The sequence below is a fragment of the Pandoraea eparura genome (assembly GCF_902459725.1).
Lineage (GTDB): Bacteria > Pseudomonadota > Gammaproteobacteria > Burkholderiales > Burkholderiaceae > Pandoraea > Pandoraea eparura.
Genome location: NZ_CABPSH010000006.1, coordinates 154,618 through 175,849, shown reverse-complemented (window position 1 = coordinate 175,849; position 21,232 = coordinate 154,618). Strand labels below are relative to the sequence as shown.

15 protein-coding genes are annotated in these 21,232 nt (G+C 66.0%); 4 read left to right on the top strand and 11 right to left on the bottom strand.

Annotated features, from left to right (window positions below; all coding sequences use genetic code 11):
• Window positions 1-30: 30 nt before the first annotated feature.
• A complete protein-coding gene (locus PEP31012_RS14510) occupies window positions 31-3,492 on the bottom strand; it encodes a molybdopterin-dependent oxidoreductase (protein WP_150590029.1) in 3,462 nt (1,153 codons plus the stop codon).
• A gap of 98 nt (window positions 3,493-3,590) precedes the next feature.
• Between PEP31012_RS14510 and PEP31012_RS14505 the strand changes: the two genes are divergently transcribed.
• On the top strand, window positions 3,591-4,517 hold the full coding sequence (locus tag PEP31012_RS14505; RefSeq protein WP_150590028.1) for a LysR family transcriptional regulator: 927 nt from the start codon (window positions 3,591-3,593) through the stop codon (window positions 4,515-4,517).
• Window positions 4,518-4,579: 62 nt separating this feature from the next.
• Here the strand turns inward: PEP31012_RS14505 and PEP31012_RS14500 are convergent, their stop codons facing one another.
• Window positions 4,580-5,506: a PhzF family phenazine biosynthesis protein gene (locus PEP31012_RS14500; protein WP_150590027.1), complete on the bottom strand. Its 927-nt coding sequence runs from the start codon at window positions 5,504-5,506 to the stop codon at window positions 4,580-4,582.
• Between the two features lie 333 nt (window positions 5,507-5,839).
• On the opposite strand from PEP31012_RS14500, the gene PEP31012_RS14495 reads away from it, so the two are divergent.
• The gene (locus PEP31012_RS14495) at window positions 5,840-6,697 is read left to right on the top strand and encodes an AraC family transcriptional regulator (protein ID WP_150590026.1); all 858 of its coding nucleotides are present in this window, start codon (window positions 5,840-5,842) and stop codon (window positions 6,695-6,697) included.
• Window positions 6,698-6,907: 210 nt separating this feature from the next.
• Here the strand turns inward: PEP31012_RS14495 and PEP31012_RS14490 are convergent, their stop codons facing one another.
• The 3 genes from PEP31012_RS14490 to sauS form a co-directional block, all read right to left on the bottom strand.
• Window positions 6,908-8,287, bottom strand: a complete 1,380-nt coding sequence (locus PEP31012_RS14490) for an MFS transporter (RefSeq protein ID WP_150590025.1) — start codon at window positions 8,285-8,287, stop codon at window positions 6,908-6,910.
• 120 nt (window positions 8,288-8,407) lie between these two features.
• Window positions 8,408-10,018 carry an AMP-binding protein gene (locus PEP31012_RS14485; protein WP_150590096.1) on the bottom strand — a complete coding sequence of 537 codons (1,611 nt, stop codon included), beginning with the start codon at window positions 10,016-10,018 and terminating at the stop codon, window positions 8,408-8,410.
• Window positions 10,019-10,071: 53 nt separating this feature from the next.
• The gene (sauS, locus tag PEP31012_RS14480) at window positions 10,072-11,502 is read right to left on the bottom strand and encodes an acylating sulfoacetaldehyde dehydrogenase (RefSeq protein WP_150590095.1); all 1,431 of its coding nucleotides are present in this window, start codon (window positions 11,500-11,502) and stop codon (window positions 10,072-10,074) included.
• A gap of 346 nt (window positions 11,503-11,848) precedes the next feature.
• Between sauS and PEP31012_RS14475 the strand changes: the two genes are divergently transcribed.
• The gene (locus tag PEP31012_RS14475) at window positions 11,849-12,613 is read left to right on the top strand and encodes an IclR family transcriptional regulator (RefSeq protein ID WP_150590024.1); all 765 of its coding nucleotides are present in this window, start codon (window positions 11,849-11,851) and stop codon (window positions 12,611-12,613) included.
• On the opposite strand, the gene PEP31012_RS14470 is transcribed toward PEP31012_RS14475, so the two are convergent.
• The 6 genes from PEP31012_RS14470 to PEP31012_RS14445 form a co-directional block, all read right to left on the bottom strand.
• A complete protein-coding gene (locus PEP31012_RS14470; RefSeq protein ID WP_246171303.1) occupies window positions 12,603-14,039 on the bottom strand; it encodes a four-carbon acid sugar kinase family protein in 1,437 nt (478 codons plus the stop codon). The genes PEP31012_RS14475 and PEP31012_RS14470 overlap by 11 nt on opposite strands.
• Before the next feature lie 11 nt (window positions 14,040-14,050).
• Entirely contained in the window at window positions 14,051-15,331 is a 1,281-nt protein-coding gene (locus tag PEP31012_RS14465; RefSeq protein ID WP_150590023.1) for a ribulose-bisphosphate carboxylase large subunit family protein, read from the bottom strand.
• Window positions 15,328-15,882 carry a VOC family protein gene (locus PEP31012_RS14460; RefSeq protein ID WP_150590022.1) on the bottom strand — a complete coding sequence of 185 codons (555 nt, stop codon included), beginning with the start codon at window positions 15,880-15,882 and terminating at the stop codon, window positions 15,328-15,330. The genes PEP31012_RS14465 and PEP31012_RS14460 overlap by 4 nt, the downstream gene beginning before the upstream one ends.
• A 159-nt stretch (window positions 15,883-16,041) precedes the next feature.
• Window positions 16,042-17,961, bottom strand: a complete 1,920-nt coding sequence (locus PEP31012_RS14455; protein ID WP_150590021.1) for a TRAP transporter large permease — start codon at window positions 17,959-17,961, stop codon at window positions 16,042-16,044.
• A gap of 1 nt (window position 17,962) precedes the next feature.
• Window positions 17,963-19,015 carry a TRAP transporter substrate-binding protein gene (locus PEP31012_RS14450; protein ID WP_150590020.1) on the bottom strand — a complete coding sequence of 351 codons (1,053 nt, stop codon included), beginning with the start codon at window positions 19,013-19,015 and terminating at the stop codon, window positions 17,963-17,965.
• Between the two features lie 111 nt (window positions 19,016-19,126).
• Window positions 19,127-19,942: an SDR family NAD(P)-dependent oxidoreductase gene (locus tag PEP31012_RS14445; RefSeq protein WP_150590019.1), complete on the bottom strand. Its 816-nt coding sequence runs from the start codon at window positions 19,940-19,942 to the stop codon at window positions 19,127-19,129.
• 215 nt (window positions 19,943-20,157) lie between these two features.
• Here PEP31012_RS14445 and PEP31012_RS14440 point away from each other — a divergent pair, with 215 nt between their 5' ends.
• Entirely contained in the window at window positions 20,158-21,180 is a 1,023-nt protein-coding gene (locus tag PEP31012_RS14440) for a LacI family DNA-binding transcriptional regulator (RefSeq protein WP_150590018.1), read from the top strand.
• Window positions 21,181-21,232 lie beyond the last annotated feature (52 nt).

The window sequence follows — 21,232 nt, the reverse complement described above, 5'->3', positions numbered from 1 at the left end:
ACAGTTCCTCGTCGATGGGGAAAGGAAACGTCAGGCGTCGATCACGATGGCTTCGCGCGGCACCGCCTGACAGGCCAGGCACATGCCGGGCTCGTCGAGCGCCACGTCGCCCAGGTGCTCGACCTCGCCGGCCAGCACGCGCATCGCACAGCTCTCGCATTGCCCGACACGGCATCCGCTCGGCAGTGTCAGCCCCAGCGACTCGGCGAACGACAACAGGCTGCCGTGCGAGGGCGTCCATACGGCCTCGCGGCCCGAGCGGGCAAACGTGACGGGCCACGCAGCCTCGGCGTCGGCACGCGGGGCGCTCGGTGAGCGGAACGCCTCCTTGAACATGTCGAACGCGGGCACGCCACGCGCCGTCAGCCCCGCCATCACGGCCGCCATCATGGGTGCCGGGCCGCACAGGTAGAAGCGCGCGCGGCGCTCGATCAGGTCGTCGGACACCACGTCGGCAGACAGCCGCTCCGCCGACACATAGTCGCGACCGAGGACATCCGCCTCGCGCGGCGCGTCGTAGTAGTTGACGACCCGCACGTTGGGCAGTCGCTGCGCAAGCGCCGCCAGCCGATCCCGAAAGGCGTGCGTGGCGCCATTGCGGTTGGCGTAATGCAGCCAGACGTCGGGCAACGGCGCGCCCGCACCTTCCGCCTGCGCCGCCAGCGATTCCAGGTAGCAGAGAAACGGCGTGATACCAATGCCGCCGGCGAAGCACACGACAGGCTGGCGACTGTACAGCGGCATGACGAAGCGCCCCGACGGCGCGCCCAGTTCGATCACGTCGCCGACACGCGCCCCGGTGTTCAGCCAGCTCGAGACCACGCCGTCACACGGCGCGCCCTCCCGGGTGCGCCCCTGTTGATGGCGCACCGCGATGCGATACCCGCGACGCGCGCGCTCGCTGGACGGCCCGGTGAGCGAGTAAGCGCGTGTCACGGGCTGGGCGTGTCCGGGAATCGATACGCGAACGGTGACGTGCTGTCCGGGCAAATAGTCTGGGAGCCCCACCTCGTCGAGCGGTTCGAGCGCAATGGCACGCACCCCGTCGGCCGCGGCCTCGAGTGCGGCAATGCGAAAGCGCGCCATGCCGGCCCACGGGCGGCGGGCCGGATCGCTTGCCGGGTCGCGCGCAATGTCGCATCGAAACGAGCGCAGCGGCGACGACCCGCTGATCGGATCGATGTCCTGCGTCGTCACCAGCGCGTTGAAGTTGCTCGACGCCTCGCCCGCCATCGCGAAACCGTGACGGCCCACGCTGTCGCACGCCTGCCACCAACCGTATTCGGCAAGCAGCACGTCGGCGCTCATCCCCGCATCGAACGCCGCGCGAAAACGCGCGACACCGGCCGGCGTCGTCACTCGCACCCAATCGCCTTCGGCGATGTGCTTTCGCGCCGCCAGCGTCGGATGCAGATGCACCACGGGATCGGGTGCGCGCATGCGCAAGCTCGCCAAGCCGCGGTGCTGACTGTGGCAGTAATAGCCGTTCTTGGTCGACCCGAGCAGCAGCGGGAAGTGCTGCGCCTCGTCGTCGCTCAAGGCGCGCGACGCCACGTGCACCGGCACCGGCGGATAACCGTGACGCAGCAGACGCTCGGAATACAGCTCGACGCGCCGGGTTTCGGTGGCGAATCCGCTGACGCCGCCTGCCTCGGCGCGGGCATATTTGCGCTCAAATTGCGGCTGCGGACGCGAAATTCCCTCGGGATGCGCACGCAGCGTCTGCACATCGAGCCCGAGCGGAGCGAGTTGATGGTTCCACCCGGCGTCGAGACTGCCGTTGAAGAAGGCGCCGCCCATCCCCAGGCGCATCGCCAGATCGAACACGATGTCGTTGTCGCTGCGCGACTCGCCGCGTGGCGACACCATGCGCTGACGCAGTTGAACCAGCGCTTCGGCGCGATCGTCGATCTCGAAACCGGCACGCAGGCCTTCACGCTCCCAGGGCGTGTTCACCGGCAGCACGATATCGGCGAAGCGCGCCGACGGCGTCTCGAACAGATCGCAATGGACGTGAAACTCGAGCGCTTCGAGCGCCTCGCGCGCCATCGCGTAATCCGCTTGCGACGCGAGCACGTTGGTGCCGAAGCAGAACAGTGCGCGCACGCGGTAGGGCGTGCCGTCGAGAATCGCGCGGTAGGTATCGCGCGCCGTCACCCAGCCACGCGCAGGGGGCCCCAGCGGGCGCTCATCGATCCCCAGCGCCCTGGCCTGCTGCTCGGGACTCAACAGGTCATGCTGACCGACGGCATTCACCGGTTGACGTGTCATCACGCGATTGCCCCCGCGTCGGTCGAAGCTGCCCGTCAGGGCATAGAGGACGGCGATGGCGCGCTCGATCTGCGTCGCGTTCGCGTGCTGCGCCACCCCCGACCACGCGTGATAGGCAACGCGCTGCGCCCCGGTGAAGAGGCTGGCGGCAGCGTCGAGCTGTGCCGGGGAAACGCCGCAGAGTGTGCTCACGGTGGCCGCATCGTAAGCGGCCAGCCCCGCGCAAAGATGATCGAACGCCGGCCGGCAGACGATGCGCGATCCGTCGCGGGCGATCACGGCAAACTCGCCGCGCAGGGCAGCATCGTTCGCCGCGTCGCGGCTCAGCGCGTGAGTTGTATCGTAGGGTTGCGGTGCCGCGCTCGCGTCGTTCCAGATAACGAAGGCCTCGGGCGGCACGTCGGCGCCTGTCACCGCCAGATCGCCCGCGCGCAAAAAGTGGCCGTTGTCGTTGCGCACGAGCAGCGGTGCGTTGGTCCACCGGCGCACGAACGTCTCGTCATAGCGTCCGGTGTCGATCAGACGACGAGCGAGGCCGAGCGCCAGCGCCGCGTCGGTGCCGGGGCGCACCGGCAGCCAGGCATCGGCAGCGGCGGCGAGCGGCGTCTTGCGCGGGTCGATCACGAGCAACCTGGCCCCTTGTGCCCGTCCCCGGCCAATGGCGTTGGCCTGACTCAACCACGTACTCGTCGGGTTGTGCCCCCAGAGCATGATGACATCTGCCTGCGCATAATCGGCGGTCGGCATGCCGCACCCGAACGTGAATGCGTGCGCAAAGTCCTTGTGCCAATTGCAGATTTCCGTCGCGTAGACCGTGTTCGGGCTGCCGAACACCCGGATGAAGCGCTCGATCCAGTCGATGCTGTCGGAAAGCGGCGTACCGCTCGGCGTGGTCACGCCAAACGCCACCGCATGCGCGCCGCTCTCGCGCCGGATCTCGCCCAGGCGTGCCGCGATCTCGGTGAGCGCGTCGTCCCACGAGATGCGCTCCCAGCCCGGGTCGTCCGCCCCCTTCGGGGCCGTGCGGCGCAGCGGCGTAGTCACCCGGTCGGGGTGATGCACCAGCTCCGGTGCCGCCTTGCCTTTGCGGCACATCGCGGCGCCATTCGGATGCGACGGATCGGGTTCGACCGCGATCAGCGCATCGTTTTCCACGCGAGCCAGCGTGCCGCAGCGGGAACGGCACAACGTGCAGAACCCGGGCTTGACCTCCTGAACCATGTCTCGTACGTCTCTATAGGAATCGATGTTCCGATGCTATACAGCCGCCACATTTATTACTAATATAAAAAATATAGTTTGCAATATTGATTTTTTAAATGAAACCAACCCTGCGTCAGATCGAGTACTTCGTGGCCGTGGCCGAGACGGGACAGGTGATGCGCGCGGCCGAGCGGTGCAGCGCGTCGCAGTCGTCGCTGACGATCGCCTTGCAGAATCTGGAGGTGATCGTCGGTACGCCGCTGTTCGTCAGGCATGCAAAGGGGCTGCGACCGACCGATGCCGGCGAGCGATTTCTGCGTCATGCGTATCGCATCCTGAACGCGACCGACGACGCCCTGCAGGAAGCCCGCACGCTGCCGGACGATGCCGGCGGCCACCTGCGGCTGGCCGTCACCGAGACGATTTCGGCCTATCTGCTGCCCTCGGTGGCCAGCACCTTGTCCAAGCGCTTCCCTAACGTCGAACTCACGTTGATCGAGGGCGACCGCCGCGAACTGGAAACGGCCGTCCTGGCGGGCGAGGTCGACCTGGCGTTGTTGCTGGTATCGAACGTCGTGGCTGACGGACTCGTCTCGCACACGCTGCTGCGCTCGACGCGCCGGCTATGGACCAGCCCGGGGCATCCGCTGCTCGACAAACCGAGCGTCACGCTCGACGATGTTCGCGGGCAACGCTTCCTGCTGCTCGATATGGATGAGCACGTGCAGACGGTCGAGCGCTACTGGCACGCTGCGCAGGTCGAACCGGTCGTGCATTTCCGCACGCGCTCGATCGAGGCGATTCGCAGCCTCGTCGCCCAGGGCTATGGCGTGTCGATTCTCTCGGATCTCGTCTATCGCCCGTGGTCGATCGACGGCGGGCGAATTCTGCGGCGGGATCTGAGCACGGGCGTGCCGTCGATGGATGTGGGACTGGTGTGGGCGCAGCGGCGTGCGCCGCAAGGGTTGACCGAGCGCATCGTGAGCGCGTTGCGCTCGCTCATCCGCGAGATCAATGATCGCGGGCACATGGGGGTCGAGTGATCGACCGACGACGGCGCAAGGCACATCGCGAACACCGGCCACCTGTGCATTGCTGAAGGTCTTCATGCTGTCGGCTCCAGCATGGCAAACTCCACCGCGCCACTGATCCAGCAGCCCGCCTCGATATGATCGCTATCACGTAATGCCACGCGGATACACGACGGGCGCCCCATCGCGAAGCCCTGATAGACCCGCATCGACGATTCGCCTTCGCTCAGCAAACCATAGTGAATCGCGCCGTACAGCGTCGCCGCGGCAGCAATACCGGTGGCCGCGTCTTCCGGATAACCCGACAACCGCGGAAACTGGCGCGCGTGCAACGTCAGTGGCCGTGCTCGTTCGAGCGCGAACGGATACAGCCCCGTCGAGTCCAGTGCGTCGCACATCGTGCGCACGTCGTCCAGGGCAGGCGACAACGCATTGAGCACCTGCACAGACCGGACCGGGATCAGCGTTTTCGTGCGACTCGTTCGAGCATTGACGATGCCCAGGGACGCAAGATCGTCCGCGTCGATTCCGAGCACCCGACATACGGCGTCCACGAGTGCCCGATCGCCAATGGGCTCGACAATGCCACGCGGCTGGCCGACATCGATACGCCGCGACGTCTCGTCGTAACGTACGTCAACGAGGCCGCTTAGCGTCTCGACGGTGGCATGGGGGGTCGTCCACCGACCGGCTTGGCGCAATAACCACATCGCGCCGAGCGTCGCATGACCGCACATCTCCATTTCGTGCGCCGGCACAAAAAAGCGGAGCCGAGCGGTGTGGCGCGGGTCGCGGCTTTTGCAGACAAAGGCGCTCTCGTGGCCATAGCGCGAGGCGATGGCCCTCATTTCATCGGATGACAAGTCGTCCGCGTCGAACACGACAGGCGCAGGATTACCGCCGCCCGCACCTGCGGAAAACACGATGACGAAACGCAAATCCGGCGCATCGTGGCGGCGCACGGGCAAATCGGTTGGGGGGCAAGTGTCTTCCAAGTTCATCGGGGCATTCCGGGAGTCAAGTGATGCAAGCATGCCGAAGCCCTGAAAAACCGTCGCGCCCGATCGGGCCACTCGGCACGCCCTATCCGGCCAAAAGCGGGCGGCGCCCGTATTTTCGCCCCCCAGGATTCGACTGTCGCCCTGCAGGGATCCGGCAGCCGTTGCCGTTTTCCGTCACCCGGCAGCCTGATGCCGCCGCGCCTCTCTCGCGCCTCTCATCGCGTTTCGCCAAGCGTTATACTGAGCTTCGACTGCCAACACGCCATCCACCGCGTTGCGTTCACGGCCGTCTGCGCGGGCTGCAAGTGTCCCGTCACGCAAAGGAAGCGCCTGGTGAAATCCTATCCGACTGCCCCTCGTCATCTCGATGGCGACCGCGTCGCCGATGTGCGGCATGTCTCGGTCGGCGAATACCGCACGCGGCCGCATCGGCACGACGACGAATTCATGTTCCTGCTCCCCAGGACGGGACAACTCGTACTCAACGTCGAATCGAATGTCGCGCCGGTACGCGTTGCGCCGAAATCATTCGTCGTCGTGCCGCCCCAACGCCTGCACGACACGCGAGGCTACCGCCCCGATCAGGCGCATGTGGCGGTGTACGTCGCTAGCGATTTCGTGGTCTTTTGCGAACGCAAGGCGCGACGCAAGCTATCGTGCGCGCGCATCTCGATATGGTCGGCGCCATTGCTGTTGCTGGATGCGGTGCGTGTTGCCACGGGGACCACCGCGCGCTCGGGCGAGGCGCCGCCAAGCGAGCTATGGGCATTGCGTGCAGACCTTGCGGCCCGTACGTTGGCGGCGAGTTGCGTGGAGGCCGGTTTGACGGCAGCGGCGTTGACGCCGAATCGGACCGATGCACATGCGGAGGTCGTACGGGACATTTGTGCATTCCTCGACGAAACGCTCGATCAGCCGATACCGCTTGAGCGCGTCGCGTACGAGTTCGGGCTGTCGCAACGATCGTTGACGCGCGTCTTTCGCGAGGCCACCGGTGAGTCTATCGTCGATTATCAGTCCCGGCGGCGCGTGGAGATCGCCGCAACGCTACTGACCTCGCCCGGCATGACCGTGCTCGCGGCAGCGGCCGCCGTCGGCCTCGAGTCTCCATCGTATCTCGCACGGCTGTTCAGGAAATATGGCTATGGGCCGCCAAAGGGTTACAAGGGGGATGCCGCGACGACGTCGTGACGAAGCGCTCACCGTACCGCAACTGGCCCAGATGTACGCGCTGTCGGTTTCACGTTTCGCCCCGGCGTTTCGACAGTGATTCGGCGAGGCGCCCCACCGGTATTTGTGTATCGGCGTCGGCATCAGCATCATGATGCGACACCGCCCACACGTCAGGTGGGCGGGCGCGCCCTTGCCTTTACGGTAATGCCAGCGTCATTGTCGGCATGGTTACCGGCGCCAACGCAGCGGACGGCGCAGCGGATGTCGTTGCGGCCCGACGGCGGCCCAGACCGGCGTGGCATCTCCCCCTGAGAGGCTTGCTGCACGCAGCGCCGCCGCCTCCTCGTCCTTCTCGACGGTCTTGCTCGTGTCGATGAACAGCGCGGCGATCACCCCCACGCCGAGCAACGCCGCCGAGATCGCGAACGGCACGTTGTAGCTGCCCGTCGTCTCGATGAGATACCCGAACGCCACCGGTGAAATCATGCCGGCAAGGCCAAAGCCCGTGTTCATCATCCCGCCCGCGGTGCCAGCGTACTTGCCCGCAATGTCGAGCGGCAACGTCCAGAGCACCGGGTTGGTAATTTCGAGGAAGAAGAACGACGCCGAGAGCAACAGCACCGCCACCATCGGATCGGTCACCATCGTCATCGGCAACAGGAACGCCAGCGAGCCGCCCAGGCCGACCACCATCACCGACACCCGCGCAAAGCGCAGCCGGCCGGTCATCTTGTAGAGCTTGTCCGAAACGACGCCCCCCAGCGTGTCACCGATGACGCCCGCGAGCAGCGGCAGCGACGTGAACAACGCCAGTTGCTTGAGATCGAAGCCCTGCGATTCGCGCAGATACGACGGCATCCACGTCAGATACACCCACAGCAGCCAGCCGTAGCAGAAGTCCACGAACGTCACCAGCCACATGCGGCGAACGAGCTTGCGCCACGGCGTTGCCGCACGTTTCGCCCGCTCACAATCGCCCGAGCGATAACCAATCTCGGCCGTCTCCTCGGGCGTGACACGACGATGCTGCTCCGGTGTGTTGGTAAACACCTTCATGTAGAGCATCGTCCAGGCGAGACTCACCACCCCGAGCACGATGAACGCCTCGCGCCAGCCAAACGCCACGACAATCGCCAACACCACCGGTGGGGTAATGGCGCCCCCAAGGCGCGCAAAGCTGTGCGTGATGCCCTGCGCGAAACCGCGCTCACTGACCGGCATCCAGTACGTGAAGGCACGCGTGGCCGTCGGAAACGCTCCGCCCTCGCCCACGCCCAGGATGAAACGCAGCGCCACCAGCGTAGCGATGCTGCCGGCAAATCCGGTGGCCAGCGTGGCCGCGCCCCAGATGAGCGAGAGCACGGTCAGCACCAACTTCGGTCCGAAGCGATCGGCCAGCCACCCGCCGAAGATCTGCATGGCGGCATACGGATACGCGAACGCGGAAAACACAAGTCCGAGTTGCACCGTCGTCAGTCCCATCTCCTGTCGGATGAATGGGCCGGCGACGGCGATGTTGACACGATCGATGTACGAGATGAAATACATCAGGCACATGACCGCCAGGATGATGTGGCGCGTCTTCACGCGACCGGTGCGCTTGTCCATGTTGTCTCCTATGTATTTACGTCACACGCGTCTTGCGCATGCGATCGTGTGCTGCACAGTGAAGCGGGTTGCCCTCGCGGGCCTTGGGCCGTGGCGTTTGGTCCTTTTTGCTGCGGATCGCTAACCTTTGAGCAGCTTGAGTCGCTGTACCTTGCCCGACGGGCCACGCGGCAGATCCTTCACGAAGCGAAATTCCTTCGGGGTCTTGTAGCGCCCCAACGTCTGCAAGCAGTGTTCACGCAGCGCCGCGGCATCGGGCGGCGCGCCATCGCCGCCGCCGGCGTCGCTGCCTCGGTTACGGACCACGACGAACGCCACGATGTCTTGACCATAGGCGGGATCGGGCACGCCCACCGCCGCGGCTTCCAGCACGCCCGGATGGCGCATCAGGGCCTCGTCGATCTCGCGCGGCGCGATGTTCTCGCCGCCCTTGATGATCAGTTCCTTGGCGCGTCCGGTGATGTAGAAGTACCCGTCGCTGTCGCAGTAGCCGAGATCGCCGGTGCGCAGCCAACCGTCGGCCGTGAACGTAGCCGAGGTCTCGTCCGGGCGCTTGTAATAGCCGCACATGACCTGGGCGCCGCGCAACACCAGTTCACCGGTCTCGCCGGGTGCCGTCTGCGCGCCGTCGCGCCGCACCACCTTCGCCTCGCCACCCGACGGCAGGCCGATGCTGCCCACACGTCGCCGGCTTGCGTCGAGCGGGTTGCTGAACACCGGCGCCGCCGTCTCCGTCATGCCCATCGTCTCGATGATGCCGACGCCGAAGCGCGCCTCGAAGGCACGATGGTGATCCGCCGGTAGTGCCGCTGACGCACTCCGGCAAAAGCGCAGCGCCGCCAGGGTGGACCGGTCCGGCGCCTCGCCGTCGAGCAGATACGCCACGATGGTCGGCACCACGTTGATCCACGTGCATTGCGCGGCCATCACGTCGCGCCAGAACGTGCGCGCCGAAAAGCGTGGTGCCATCGCGACCGAGCCGCCATGAAACAGCGGCGCGAGCAGCGTGACCACGAGTCCGTTGATGTGATAGAGCGGCAGCGACGCCAGCACACGATCGTCCGGCGTCAGACGATGCTCCGCGCTGATGAAGCCCGCGTTGGCCAGCAGATTCCGGTGCGTAAGCATCACGCCTTTGGGCACACCGGTCGTGCCCGAGGTGTACATGAGCAGCGCGACGTCGCGCATTTCTGGCGTTACCGGCGTTGCGGACGTGACTGATGTGACCGACGTGACCGACGTGACCGGCCCCGACGATCCGCCCAGCGGCGCAATCTCGGGCAACGTCGTCGCCTCCGCAGACGTGCAGACGAGCGCCACTGCCCGCGTCAGGCCTTGCGCGCGCAATGCGTCGACGGCTTGCGCGATCGCAGGCTGCATCGCCTCGGACACGAAGATCAGCCGCGTATCCGAGTGCTCCACGATGTACGCCATCTGCGCAGGCTGGCACAGCAAATTGATCGGGTTGACGACCAGTCCGCTGTACATCGCCGCGAGAATCAGGCGCGCCGTCTGCAAGCCGTTGCCCATGCAGACGGAAACAATGTCTCCGGGGCGCAGTCCGGCATCGGCGAATCGACGGGCGAGCTCGCGGCAATCGTCGCGCAAGCCGGTAAAGGTCAGCGTGGCGGTGTCGGAAACCGTCTCGCCGGTCGTCAGCAGGTAGGGCTTATCGCCAAATGCCACCGCTTGCGTATCGATCAGGTCGCGCAGCGTGCGCGGCGGTGTCATCAGGCCTTCGCGTGCCGTGACGTCGGCGACCGACGCGGGATTCATGGGCGCGTTCATCGACCGGCCCTCCCGAAATAGTCCCCCAGCAATTCGTCGACCTCTGGCACCGCCACCGCGATGGGGAAGGCCACACGCGTCACGTTCAGATACTGGCGAAAGCCGAGGTTGTCGGTGAAGTTGTTCTTGCCCCAGGTTCCGCAGCCCATCGACAGCGAGAACGGCAGGCCGTTGTCGAAATTCCCGCCGGTGGCGAAGCAATGCGCCTGGTTGACGATCACGCGCGCGACCGGCAACGTCTCGGCCAATGTCACGGCCTGCGCCGGGTCCGTGCCATGCAATCCGACGGAATGCCCCGCGCCCATGTACGCATAGATCCGGTCGACGAGCGACGCCGCATCGGCAAAGTCCCTGGCGCGATAGACGGTAAGCACCGGCGAGAGCTTTTCGCCCGAGAACGGATGATCGGCGCCGATGCCCGACTCCTCGACCATCAGGAACGCCGGCTGCTGCCCCGCCACGTCTTCAAGCCCGGCCAATTGCGCGATCGTCGGTGCGGCTTTCGCCGTGCAACGGCCCGCCAGCTTGCCGTCCACCCACATGACGTCCTGAAGTGCCCGCTTCTGGCTCGCATCCAGCAGCACGCCGCCAACGGCACGCAGTGCGTCGAGCATGGCGTCGTAGACGGCGCTTTCGATGACAACGCTGTTCTCCGACGAACAACTCGTTGCGTTGTCGAAGGTCTTGGAGCGCGCGATCTTGGTCGCGGCATCGCGCAGATCGGCGCTCGCCGTGACGATGGACGCCACGTTGCCGGCCCCCACGCCGAACGCCGGCGTGCCGCTCGTGTAGGCCATGCGCACGTTCGACTGCGACCCGGTGGCAACCACCAGGTCCGCCTGACGCATCAGCGCCGCCGTCGCCGCCTTGGTGATCGGTGCCGGCAGCATCTGCACCAGGTCTGGCGACAGCCCGGCCTTGACGAGTTCCGCATGAATGAAATCGAGCAGCAGCGCGCAGGCGGAATGCCCTTTGGGCGACGGCGCGACGATCACGGCATTGCCGCACTTAAGCGCGTTGATGATCTTGTTCGCGGGGGTGGCCGCGGGATTGGTGGACGGCGTGATGGCCGCAACCACGCCCACCGGACGTGCGATTTCGACGATGCCCTTGCGCGTGTCCTGCGCGATGACGCCATGCGTCTTGCGACCGTGCAGGTCGCGCAGCAGGCCGAGCGTCTTGCGGAAGTTCTTCTGGAACTTGTCGTCGACGTTCCCGAGTCCGGTATCGCGCACCGCGAGTTCGGCCAGTTGCCGGTTACGCGACGGCTCCATGATCGCCCAGGCCGCCGCACTGGCCGCCATGTCGAGCGTCTGTTGCCCCGCGCTTGCGAAGTCGCGCTGCGCGGCCTGAGCGCGGGCGACCAGCGCTGCGACCTGGGCGTCGACGTCCTGCGCGAGCGCGTCGGCGCGCTTGTCGGCGTGCATATCGGTGTGCGTGCCGGACGGGGGGGCGATGGGTCCGAAAGCCCGTGAATTCATGTGATGTCTCCTGAGGCGCAAGGCGCGGGTTGTCGCTTGGGTTCGCGACTCCAATCTAGCCAACCGGGTGGCGTCACAGGTCTCAAATTTCCGGACAAACCGGACACCTGATGCGTGTGTACCGGTCGTCTCGATATTCGGGACCGATACGGTCCGCAAAAGTAATGAAAACGATGCAGAATCGGAGGTAACCGCGCAGGACAGACGAAGAGATCGTGGGTACGACGTGTCGAATCCGTCATATGGACAGACAAGGACGGCGCGGGACGGCGCATCAGGAGAAGGAGACGACATGACGGCATCGAATCAATCGAACGCAGCCGCAGTGCGCGCTTTTCGCGTGCTCGAGACACTGGCCACCGCAGGCGGGCCGCTCTCGATGATGGATCTGGTCAACGCGCTGGGTCTGCCAAAGCAGACGGTGCATCGCATCCTCACCCAGCTCAAGGACGCCTGGCTCATCACGCGCAGCGCGAACGACCGCCGCTACGAATGCTCGCCGCGCGTTCGTGCGCTGGCCATCAACGTGCTGATGCAAACGGGCGCCGCCGCCGCGCGGCACGGCTTGCTGGAACAACTGGTCGCGCGCATCGGCGAGACGTGCAACCTCACGATGCTCTCGGGCAACGACGTGATTTATGTGGATCGTGTCGAGACGGAATGGCCGCTGCGCATGCACCTGCAGCCGGGCTCGCATGTGCCGATGCATTGCTCGGCGAGCGGCAAGTTGCTACTGAGCTTTCTGCCGAAGGAACGACGCGAACGGTTGATCGACACCCTGCCGCTGCGCAAATTCGCGGAGCACACGTTTACCGATCGCGACGAATTTCGCGCCGAACTCGAACGCACCCGACGGCGCAAGATGGGGATCAACAATCAGGAGCACTTGCAGGGCTTGATTGCAATTGCGGTGCCGGTCATGCTCAACCGCAATCGCGCCTGCGCGGCCATCGCGGTGCAGGCACCCATCGGTCGGCTGACGCTCGACGATCTGCTCGCCTTCGAGCCCGCGCTGCGGTTCGCCGCCGAGGAAACGGCGAAAACCTTCAAGCACTGAGCGGCGCGGTAGGTGACGCCGTGCCGTGCACCAGGCGCTCGAACAAGTCGACCCCGCCCATCTGCCCGCCCTTGAGCACAATCTCCATGCCGTCGAGCGCGGGCGCATCGCTGCGCAGCCGGCACAACGGCGCGCCCGGCGAGACCATACCCGCATACGCCAGGCCCCAGGCATCAAGCGCGCGCACCCCGTGGCTCGACGTGTCGCCGCCCGCAATCGCCATGCGGGAGACCGGCACCTCGTCCAGCACTTGCCTGAGCAGGCGCCCGCCCGCCTGTGCCAACGCGAGCGCAGAGACCGCCCGATCCTGCGTCGATGCTTCGGTTGACGAATCGGTCGACGAATTGGCCGACGGCTCAGCCGCACGCGCACCCGATGGCACGGTGCAGGCGAGCGCATGGCGTCCGGCGCGAAGGTGTCCGGCCAGTTGCGCGGCGGCCTCGCGGCAGTAGCGCCCGTCCGGCTCGATCAGTCGCGCGGCGTCCAGGCGCACGACCTCGAACGACACGGCGGCCGTCACCTGAGCCGCCGTCACCGGCGACAAACTCCCCGCCAGCACCAGCACCGGCCCCTGCGCCGCCGGAATCTCGTCGCTTGACGTCTGGCCACCGCGCGCCATCGCGCTCGCCAGCGCCTGTGTCACGCTGCTCGGTCCCACGGCCAACAACGGTGCGCGCCGCGCCGCGCTCCAGAGTTGCGCGCCGATCTGCGGCAGGTCGCCCTGTCTGGCCACATCCCAGAGGATATTGACCACGCCCTCGGCGCGAAGGGCGTCGACACGCGCCGACACGGCGCTCGTCGTCGCGACCTCGCCAACCCCGCCCCCCGGCGACGTCTCGTAGCAGGTCCATGGCACGAGACCGACATCGGTCAGGCCCTGCTGCGCCAGATGCCGACGCAGATCGGCTTCGTGCATCGGCGTCACTGGATGACGGCTCATCGTCGGATGCCGGTCGATGCGCGCGACCTCGCCGCCGGCGCCAGCCGCGGCAAAGAGATTGCCGAAGAGGCAGTAGCGGCCGAGATTGGGCTGCCCCCCGACGATCGCAACCCACGGACTTGGCATGGACGGCGACAACATGCGAACCGCCTCGCCGATGCTCCCCACCTCCGGCGCGCTGTCGAACGTCGAGCACGTCTTGTAATGCAGCACCGTTGGCCGTAATGCCCGCGCCAGCTCCGCGATCGGCGCCAGCTCCTCTCGCATATGAGTCGGTGCGAGCGAACGCGACAGCCCGGCAATCCCCAGGCAATCGATCGCCCCGAGCATGGCGAGACGGGCCGCATCCGGCGGCGCGAACAGCAGGATGCTGCGCAATCCCGCGCGTGCCGCACTCGCCAGCGTATCCGTCGCACCGGTGAAGTCGTCGCCGTAATACAGCAGTTGGGGGCGATGCATCATCGCCGACTGAGCTTCGATAGACATAACGGCACCGCTCAATGGCCGAAGAATCGCAACGCGGCCGCCAGCGCGGGCGCGTCGCGGGACGCGTCGTCAAGCGACTGGCCGGCACGCACCGCGCCCCACGCGTCGCGCAGACTCTGCACCCCCGCGGCCGGGCCGTCGGGATGCGCCAGAATGCCGCCGCCCGCCATGAAGAGCAGATCGTCGCGGCCAACGGCACGCCAGGTCGCCGGCACCGTGCCGGCCCATTGCCCCGAGGAGAACGCCGGCATCACCTGGTCCCGTTCGATGTCGTGCCCCGTGGCGTCGACGGCCAGCGGCGTATAGCAGTCGTGCGCCGACTCGATCACCTCCTCGTCGGTCTGTGCGAACTTGCCTTGCAAGCCATGCACATGCATGTGATCGACGCCAGCCAGGCGCCAGAGCGTTTGATAGGCCTGAAAACCGATGCCCAGCATCGGATCACGCGACATCGCACCGTAGCCGTTTCGATGGGCGTGGATCGCCAGATCGGTGTGCCGACGTAGCGTCTGCACGGCGGAGAAACCGCACCAGTTCAGGCTCACCATGACACAATTGCCGCCTTCGCGCGCCACGAGATCGGCATGTCGTCGCATGGCGTCCGTTTCGTCAGTGATGTTGAACGCCACCATCACCTGCTTGCCGGTATGCGCGCGATGCTCGCGCACGACGGCCATCACAGCGGGCACACGCTGCGCGAGCGGCGCATGCACGGGGTTCGCGCACACCTCATCGTCCTTGATGAAGTCGACGCCCGCCGCGCACAACCGCGCCACCAGCGCCGCCGTCTCCCCGGCGCTCATGCCCACGTTCGGCTTGAGGATCGTGCCGACCAGCGCGCCTTCGCGCACACCGGTCGCCTGGCGGGTTCCCGCGATGCCGTAGTGCGGAAAGTCGAACTGCTGGCGGTAGCTCGTCGGCAACGCGACGCGCTCCAGCCGCATGCCCGTCACCTCGCCCAGGTCGTACAGATTACCGGCAAGGGTTGCCGCGAGCGTCGGCAGGTTCACGCCGACGTTCTCATACGGAAAGGCGATCCGGACCCGGGCGCGATGCCACGGGCCACCGATGCCCTTGCGCTCGAGAAACGCGTTCGGCAACGACGGCTGCGCCACGTGGCCCACGGGATCGACCGCTTCGACCATGGCACGCGCGCGCTCACGCAGCGCATCGGTCTCCCCCGCCACGCGGGTAAACGTGCCGCAGGACTGCTCGCCGGCCATGACCTCGGCGACCTTGCGCGGATCGAGCGGCGTCTCGATCAGATAAGTGGCAGACAGGGTTGCACTCATAGCGTCGTGAGATCCGGAAATTCGCGAACGGGGTCGGTGCCGTCCCAGACGGCGGCGGCCTCGCGAATCATAGTGAAGAGCTTGCCCTTCGGGCCGGCGACTTCGGACAGCTCGATGGTCGTACCGGGATGACAGCCGGGGTCGGCACTGCGGTCTTCGAAGTAGACGAAGCGGCCGTTCTCGCCCACCTCGCCGCTCATGCAGACTTCGAAGCCGGCGTCACGCGCGCGCGCCAGATCGGCGTCAAAGTGCTCGGTCCAGTAGGCAACATGCTGTGCCCCGCTGCGCCCGGCGTTGAGGAAGTCCCGATACATCGACGGTACGTCGTTGCGGATCTGCAGCAACTCGATCTGCAGGCCGCCCGCGTTCGCCAGCGCCACGGCGTTGTGCGGCTCGAAGTGCTCGCCGCGATACGTGTAGTTGCGGATCGGTACCTTGGGGTTGTAGTACCACGGCCCGACACCGAGCACGTTCGACCAGTAGGTCATTGCCGCCTCGATATCCGGCACGAGGTATGCCACCTGGCGAATCTCGCCGAAGAATCTGCTCATGGGTCTTCCCTGTTGTCTTGTCTGTCGCGTGCGGTCTGGATGTGCGGCGCCACGCGAGGCGGGTTCGCCCCGCTCGCCGCCATCGTCGAAGGTGTTGTTGGACGCCCGCGTATCGGGGCGCTCGCCGCGTCGTTGGTTTCGAGTGCCAGGTGTGCGTCGTCAGTGAAGGAATCCGATGGAAATCCAGGGAATTGCCGCCACACAGATCAACCCGACAATGAGCGCCGCGAGATAGCCCCAGATCGCGCGCATGCCTTTCGCGGGATCGACCTTGCCGATGGCACACGCGGCGTAGTACCCGACGCCAAAGGGCGGCGCGAACAGGCCCAGTCCCATCGAGAGCACCACTATCATCGCGTAATGCACCTCGTGCACACCGACCGCACGGGCGATCGGAAACATCAGCGGCCCGAACAGCACGATGGCGGGAATGCCCTCCAGCACGCTGCCCAGCACGATGAACGCGACGATGGACACCACGATGAAACCCGCACTGCCGCCGGGCACCCGCTCCATCGCGGCCGCGAAGTCCTGCGCAAAGCCCGATTGCGTGAGCCCCCACGCCATGCCGGTCGCCGCACCGATGATGAAGATGATCGCGCCCGACAAGGCCGCTGTCTCGATCAGCATCGGCAGCAGGCGCCGCGTATCGAACTTGCGATAGAGCAACAAGCCCGCCACGACCGAATAGGCGATGCCGATGGTCGACACCTCGGTGGCCGTCGCAATGCCCTCGACCACCGCCGCTCGAATCACGAACGGCAGCGCCACTGCCGGCAACGCGTAGACGAAGGCGCGCCACACCTCGCCTTTCTTCGCCTTCTCGACGCCGGACAGATCCTCGCGGCGATAGCGCCACCACACCACGCTGCACAGCGCGATGCCGAGCACCACGCCGGGCAGCAAGCCCCCGGTGAACAACGCCGAGATCGACACGCCCGTCACCGACCCGATGGTGATCAGCACGATCGAGGGCGGAATGGTCTCGGTCTGCGCGCCCGTCGTCGAGAGCAACGCCACGAGATCACCGGGATCGGCCCCGCGCTTCTTCATCTCAGGGAACAGCACCGGGGCGATGGCCGCCATGTCGGCCGCCTTGGAACCGGAAATGCCCGAGACCAGGTACATCCCGCCAATGAGCACATAGCTCAGGCCGCCGCGCACGTGGCCGAGCAGGCTCGCGAGAAACTGCACCATTGCCCGCGCCATGCCCGTCATCTCGATCAACAGCCCGAGGAAAACGAACAGCGGCACGGCCAGCAGGATCAGGTGCGACATGCCCTCGTCCATCCGGCCGACGAGCACGACCATCGGGGTGCGGGTCGTCAACGCGAGAAAGCCGAAGGTCGCCAGGGCGAACGAGAAGGCGATCGGCACACCCGCGAACACACACGCACCGACCACACCGGCGAAGAAGATGACCAGATTCCAGCGCCCGAGCGGCGCCAACAACGGCCCGAGCAGCCAGAAGCCCACGCACACCACGCACACCAGCGCCACCGCCTGGATCACCCGCGATGCCGGCGCCGTGCGCAGCAGCCGCAGCACGCTCACCACGAGCATCAGCGCCACGCCGACCGGCAATGCCGCCGCCCGCCAGGCGTTGCTGATCTCCATCGCAGGCGTGATCACGAACGCCTCCTCCGACGCATACTCGTACGCCGGATGCACAATGAGCATCAGGAACGCGAGCGCGGCGGCAATCGCCAGCACGTCGAGGAAGGCCCGCGTGGACGGCGACGCCTTGCCGACGAACGCCGTCATGCGCATATGCTCGCCGCGTCGCAGCGCGACCACGGCCCCGAGCATCGACATCCAGAGAAACAGAATGCCGGCGAGTTCGTCGCCCCAGACCAGCGGGGCATGGAACACGTAGCGGGCGATCACGCCGGCGAGCATGACGAGGATGTCCGCAAGCACGAGCATCGCCGCGGGAATCTCCGTGAGCCAGCCGATGGCGCGATCGAGGCCGCCGACGAACGCCCGCCAGCCATGCGCCGGCAGGTCGGCGGCACCGCTCGCCGGCAACGAGTCCCCGGCGGACGCGCCGTGCGGGGAAGGCGCAGGACGGGGCGTCATCTCAGGCCACCTTGCCGGCCGTCGCTTCGAGCAGCGCCCAGGCCTCCGGGCCGAACTTCTTCTTCCACTCGGCGTAGTAGCCCGATTTCTGCAACTGGGCGCGGAAGGTCTCCGGCGCGGCGGCATTGAACGCGAGTCCCTTGCTCGAGAGCGCGTTCTGCAACCCCGTGTTGAGCTTGTAGACGTCCTCACGCTGCTGGATCGCCGCCTCGTTGAAGGCCCGCGCGACGATGACCTTCAGGTCGTCCGGCAGCGCGCGCCACGAACGGCCGTTCACGACGAGGTGATAGCCGTCCCAGCTATGGTTCGTGACCGAGCAGAACTTCTGCACTTCGTAGAGCTTCGCCGTCTCCACGATGGCGAGCGGATTCTCTTGCGCGTCGACCACATGCGTCTGCAGTGCGGAGTAGACCTCGCTGAACTGAAGGCTCGTCGGCGACGCCTGCAGCGACTTGAACAGCGAAATGCCCATCGGGCTCACCGGCACGCGAATCTTCATGCCGGCGAGATCGGTCGCCTTCGTGATGGGCTTGTTGCCGCTGGTGATCTGGCGAAAGCCGTTGTCCCACATCTTCTCGAAGGTGTAGAGCCCCGTCTTCGCAAAGGCATCGCGAATACTGTTGCCTAGCTTGCCGTCGACCGCGTGCCACACCTGGTCGTAGTTGGAGAACGCAAAGCCGACGGCCGTGATGGCGCTGATCGGCGCGAGCGTCGCGATCACCATCGTGCCGGCGTTGAAGATGTCGATGCCGCCATTGCGCACCTGCGCGAGCATGTCGGTGTCGCCGCCGAGCTGATTGTTCGGGAAAATCCGCAACTCCATGCGCCCCTTGCTTTCCGAAGCAATGCGCGCCGCGACCTCCTGTGCCCGTGTGTTCAGCGGGTGGCTGACCGGCAGATTGTTGCCATACTTGAACACGTATTCCGGCGCTGCGGCACGCGCCATGCGCGGCAGCGAAGCCGTAACGCCGGCAACACCTGCGACACCCAGTGCGGGCAAGGCTGAAAGCGCGCGCAGTAGGTTGCGTCGACCTTGAGAAGTTGAGTGGCTCATCCGCATGTCTCCTGATTTATGGTTTTTGCACAAGCGTCGGCGCGGCGGGAAACGCGACGGCGCGAAATGTCGACACCCCGGCCACCGGACGTTTCGCCCGGCGGCACGGCGTCAATTGCAGCGTGCGTGCATGCCGCCGTCGACGAGCAGCTCCACACCGTTGATGTAGCGCGCCTCGTCCGACGCAAGAAATACGGCCGCATTCGCCACGTCCCAACCATCCCCCATGCGACCGGTCGGGGACAGCCGGTTGCGCGCTTGCACCATCTCCTGCGCGCTCTGATAGAAGCCGGAAATCTGTTGATAGATGTGCGGCGTGTCCATCACGCCAGGCAGAATGCAGTTCGCCCGGATACCCTTGGACGCATACTGCAACGCCACGCTCTGCGTAAGCGAGTTCACGGCGCCTTTCGATGCAGCATAAGCGCAATAGGCATAGCCGGTCCAACGCACGCCGCCGAGCGCACCGATGTTCACGATCGCGCCGCTGCCCTGGGCTTCCATGATCGGCAGCACGGCCTTGCACGTGAGGAACATGCTCTTGACGTTGACCGTCATCACGCGATCCCAGACCTCCTCGGTGGTTTCCACCGGACCGCCCTGGGACGTAATGCCGACATTGTTGTGCAGGATGTCGACGCGACCGTAGGTGTCGATGGCGGCCGCCACGGCCCGCTGCACGTCGGCCCAGCGGGTAACGTCGGCGGCCAGGGCGATGGCGTCGTTGCCTTCGTCGGCGATGACACGGCATGTGACGTCGGCCGCATCCTGCGCGCGGTCCACGGCCACCACCTTGGCGCCGCTGCGGGCATAGGCCACGGCGGCCGCCTTGCCATTGCCCCACCCGTCGCCGACCGATCCCGCGCCGAACACCAACGCCACTCGACCGGCCAACCGACGCGGTGCCAACTCACCGACTGCTGCCATCACGATGTCTCCTGTGCATTCGCGTACCGGCCTGGCGGTACGTTCATGGATGTCTTGAAGACGTACGATAGGTTGCAACACCACGATTGACCAACCCGAAATCATGATGCGATTTGATGTGTTTTGATGAAGTATGCTGTGATCATCGACGCGACGGCACCGCAGGCGGTGCCGCTGGCGCACAACACATCGAGGGGAAGCGAATGAGACGAAACATGCCCAATCTGGCCGACATCGCGCGCCTGGCGGGCGTTTCCACGGCCACGGTCGATCGTGTTCTGCATCGTCGCGAAGGGGTGCGGCAAACCACCGTACAGCGGGTGCTGCATGCGGCCGGCGAGCTGCAATATCTGCCCGAGCCGGCCCTGGAAGCCGTGCGGGCGGCGCCCCCGACACAGGTGCTGTTCGTGCTGCCCGGTCGCAGCAGCAAATTCCTTCGCATGCTGGGCGAATGGGTGCAGTGCTCGCAAAACCAGTGGGCGCCGTATCGCGTGAACTGTCGCGTCCAGTTTATCCAGGGGTTCGATCCGGATGCGTTGTCAGCCGCGCTGTTGCGGCGCGGGCGCGGGTGCAACGGCGTGGCCTTCATGCCGCTGGAGCACCCCAAGGTGCGCGAGGCCGTCGACACGCTGGCCGACGAGGGCGTGGCGGCCGTGACGTTGGTGTCCGACCTGTCGCACTCGCGGCGCATTGCCTACGTGGGGCTGGACAACGGATCGGCCGGGCGAACGGCGGCGTATCTGATCGCACGCTTCGTCGGGGCGAAGCGGCACGCGAAAGTCGCGCTCATCGCGGGATCGCTCAGCTACAAGGCCCACGTCGAACGCGAGGCGGGGTTTCTGCAGCTCTTTTCCGAGCAGTATCCGCAGATGCAGGTCGTGGGGCTTCGCGAAGGCTATGACGACGAAGCGGTCAACTACCGACAGACGCGCGCGTTGCTCGAACAGCATCCAGATCTCGCGGCGATCTACAACATCGGCGGCGGATCGGAAGGCGTCGGCCAGGCGCTCAAGGAAGCGGGCATGCAACACAAGGTGGTCTTCATCGGGCACGGACTGACGCCCGATACCCGCGCGCTGCTCATCGACGGCTCGATGGATGCCGTCATTACCCAAAGCCCGCAAAGCGCCATCATGAACTGCGTGCGCATCTTCGCGAATCTGCGCGAGAAACGCGATCTGTCCGCCGGCATCGAGGCGAACCGCAGTCAGGTGATTTTTCGGGAGAACCTGCCGTAGTCGATCTCACGGCTGCAACACGTGGTTCGTCGCGTTGGCACATTGGCACATT